Here is a 2,656-nt window from a genome sequence, read left to right on the forward strand (position 1 = left end):
AAGACGCTGGGCCTGCCCGCCGGCTCCGTTACCAAGGGCAGCGTGTCCTCCGGTGCCGACGTCTCGGTGGTCCTGGGCCGCGACTACCAGCCGTCCTCCTCCTGACCCCGGCCGCCTCCCCGACGGGAGCGCGGCCGGGGGCACCCGACGTGCCCGCCGTAATCACGTGGGGTGCGCCGGGCGGTCCGTGAGACCCTTGATGTCAAAAGACCGCCGACGGAAAGCCATGTAGTGACCGCCACTGACCGTTCCCTTGAGCTCATCACCACCGCCGCGCAGGCAGCGGCCGACAAGCTCGCCCATGACGTCATCGCGTACGACGTGAGCGACGTGCTGTCCATCACGGACGCCTTCCTGCTGGCCTCCGCGCCGAACGACCGCCAGGTCAAGGCCATCGTCGACGAGATCGAGGAGCGCCTGCAGAAGGAACTCGGCGCCAAGCCGGTCCGCCGCGAGGGCGACCGCGAGTCCCGCTGGATCCTGCTCGACTACGTCGACATCGTCGTCCACGTCCAGCACAGCGAAGAGCGGGTCTTCTACGCCCTGGAGCGGCTGTGGAAGGACTGCCCCGAGCTCGAGCTGCCCGCCGACGCCAAGGCCACCCGCGGCAAGGCCGAGGAGCACGCCAAGGCGCAGGCCGCCGAGGCAGATCAGGAGCCGGGCGGGGAGTGGTGATGAGCGCCACCGGCGAGGTGACCGACCGCAGGGGCCGGGGCCGCCGCATCATCCTGTGGCGGCACGGCCAGACCCTGTGGAACGTGGAGCGCCGCTTCCAGGGCACCACGGACGTCGAGCTGACGGAGACGGGTCTGGCCCAGGCCCGTCGTGCCGCGCGGCTGCTCGCCTCCCTGGGGCCCGACGCGATCGTCTCCTCGGATCTGCGGCGGGCCGCCCACACGGCGGCCGAGCTGGCCGTCCTCACCGGACTCGACGTCACTCGCGACGAGGCCCTGCGGGAGACCTACGCGGGCGTCTGGCAGGGGCTGACGCACGAGGAGATCATCGCCCGGTACGGCGAGGAGTACGCCGCCTGGAAGCGCGGCGAGGCGGTACGCCGCGGCGGCGGCGAACTGGAGACCGAGGTCGCCGACCGCGCCGCCCCCGTCGTGCTGCGGCACGCCGAGAAGCTGCCCGAGGACGGCACTCTCGTCGTCGTGAGCCACGGCGGCACCATCCGCACCACCATCGGCCGCCTCCTCGGCCTGGAGGCCCGGCACTGGGAGAGCCTCGGCGGCCTCTCCAACTGCTGCTGGTCCGTGCTCGGCGAGGGCGCCCGCGGCTGGCGCCTGCTGGAGCACAATGCCGGCACCCTCCCGGAGCCCGTCCTCGGCGACGACGACTGAGGCGCCCCCCGGCCGGCGGACCCCGGATTTCACTTTCCGGCAGGTCACAGGCTAAAGTTCTTCTTGTTCGCCCCGCCGAGCGGGAAGAACACGAGGGGCTATAGCTCAGTTGGTAGAGCGCCTGCATGGCATGCAGGAGGTCAGGAGTTCAATTCTCCTTAGCTCCACTGATCGACACTCTGTTGAGTTGTCAAGGATCGGTGATGAGGATCCCGTCCCCACAGGGGGGCGGGATTTTCTGCGTTCAGCGGCGTACTCAGCCGCCGCTTTCAGCCGCGCACGGTCTCCAGGGCCTCCTCCTCCCGCACCGGCGGCCACAGCCGCTCCCTGTGCTCCCGCAGCAGCGCGATCTTCGCCCGCGTGTCCTCGTCGTCCGCGCTGTAGACCACGATGCGGCACTCGGGCATCCCGTCGATGGACAGCGACTGCGAGGTCATCCGCATCCGGCCCACCGCCGCGTGCCGGAACGTCTTCACCCGCGGACCCGGGGGCGCCACCGCTCCGCTCGCCCACAGCTCCGCGAACCAGGGGCTCGCCGCGGACAGCCCGCGTATGTACTCCTCCCAGGCCGGCTCGCCCACGTGTCTGCCGTAGGACGACCGCAGGGTCGCCACCATCAGGGGCAGCTCCGTCTCCCGGTGCACCAGCGGACAGGTTCCCTCGGGCAGCGTGAAGAGCGTCCACAGCACGTTCGGCACGCCGATCCTGAGGGTCTCCGGGATCAGGAACAGGTCGCGGTAGCCGGCGTTGGTGGCCAGGACGTCGTAGCGCGAGTTGTAGACCACCGCCAGCATCGGGTCCAGGGCGTCGATGATGCCCTGCACGTCGGGGCTGACCTGCCGGACCAGGCTCTCCGCAGCCGGCTGGAACGGCACCTCCGCCAGCCGGTACAGATGCTCCCGCTCGGGCGGGTCCAGCCGCAGCGTGCGCGCCACCGCGTCCAGCACCTGCGGTGAGGCGTTGATCGGCCGCCCCTGCTCCAGCCACGTGTACCAGGTCACGCCCACACCCGAGAGCTGTGCGACCTCCTCCCGGCGCAGTCCGGGCGTGCGCCGCCGCAGACCCGGTGGCATCCCCACGTCGGCCGGTGTGACCCGTGCCCGCTTCGTGCGCAGAAAGGCGGCCAGCTCCGGCCTGCGCCGCTGTGTCCTCGTCCCCATGTGTCACGCCCCCGTCGTCCTGCACCCATCGTCGGCATCCGGGCCGGCCCCTGCCAGGTGCCGGCAGTACCAGCATCCGTGGGCACTCGGCATCGGTACGGGCCCGTCGTCAGGCTCGACGCCATGACGACGACATCCCGGACCGGACCGGGC

General features: G+C 71.2%; 3 protein-coding genes and 1 tRNA gene. 3 read left to right on the forward strand and 1 reads right to left on the reverse strand.

Going from position 1 to position 2,656, the window contains the following annotated elements:
- Positions 1 to 231 precede the first annotated feature (231 nt).
- The 3 genes from rsfS to IE312_RS23010 all read left to right on the forward strand — a co-directional run bounded on the left by rsfS (position 232) and on the right by IE312_RS23010 (position 1,510).
- Positions 232 to 675: a ribosome silencing factor gene (gene rsfS, locus IE312_RS23000; RefSeq protein ID WP_189984240.1), complete on the forward strand. Its 444-nt coding sequence runs from the start codon at positions 232 to 234 to the stop codon at positions 673 to 675.
- Positions 675 to 1,343 (forward strand): histidine phosphatase family protein, encoded by a 669-nt coding sequence (locus IE312_RS23005; RefSeq protein ID WP_189984241.1) that lies wholly within the window; start codon positions 675 to 677, stop codon positions 1,341 to 1,343. The genes rsfS and IE312_RS23005 overlap by 1 nt, the downstream gene beginning before the upstream one ends.
- 94 nt (positions 1,344 to 1,437) lie before the next feature.
- Positions 1,438 to 1,510 (forward strand) — tRNA-Ala (locus tag IE312_RS23010).
- 102 nt (positions 1,511 to 1,612) lie between these two features.
- On the opposite strand, the gene IE312_RS23015 is transcribed toward IE312_RS23010, so the two are convergent.
- Positions 1,613 to 2,503, reverse strand: coding sequence for a helix-turn-helix transcriptional regulator (locus tag IE312_RS23015; protein ID WP_189984242.1), 891 nt, complete (start codon positions 2,501 to 2,503; stop codon positions 1,613 to 1,615).
- Positions 2,504 to 2,656: the final 153 nt, after the last annotated feature.

The organism is Streptomyces capoamus (assembly GCF_014654935.1).
GTDB lineage: Bacteria > Actinomycetota > Actinomycetes > Streptomycetales > Streptomycetaceae > Streptomyces > Streptomyces capoamus.

Bases quoted from the DNA above. Each gene is read 5' to 3' on its own strand.
- IE312_RS23005 (WP_189984241.1), top strand. From the start codon at position 675: ATGAGCGCCACCGGCGAGGTGACCGACCGCAGGGGCCGGGGCCGCCGC.
- IE312_RS23015 (WP_189984242.1), bottom strand. From the start codon at position 2,503: ATGGGGACGAGGACACAGCGGCGCAGGCCGGAGCTGGCCGCCTTTCTG.